The organism is Shewanella sp. DNRA4 (genome assembly GCF_012843185.1).
Lineage (GTDB): Bacteria > Pseudomonadota > Gammaproteobacteria > Enterobacterales > Shewanellaceae > Shewanella > Shewanella xiamenensis.
Genome location: NZ_JABAIP010000061.1, coordinates 1 through 222 on the forward strand (window position 1 = coordinate 1; position 222 = coordinate 222).

The following is a 222-nucleotide window of genomic DNA, read 5'->3' on the forward strand; positions in this document are numbered from 1 at the left end:
TGTCCCCTTCGTCTAGAGGCCTAGGACACCGCCCTTTCACGGCGGTAACAGGGGTTCGAATCCCCTAGGGGATACCACTCTATCCCTAATAAGATAGAGGCATTCCAAATGACTAACGAGTTGTTTGAGATAAATCGCAAGACCTCAGTTATGAGGAAAAACATAAGTCCTTGTGTCCCCTTCGTCTAGAGGCCTAGGACACCGCCCTTTCACGGCGGTAAC

At 50.5% G+C, this 222-nt stretch carries 1 tRNA gene; it reads left to right on the forward strand.

Annotated elements, in window-relative coordinates:
* Nucleotide 1: 1 nt before the first annotated feature.
* Nucleotides 2–77, forward strand: a tRNA-Glu gene (locus HG547_RS20735).
* Nucleotides 78–222 lie beyond the last annotated feature (145 nt).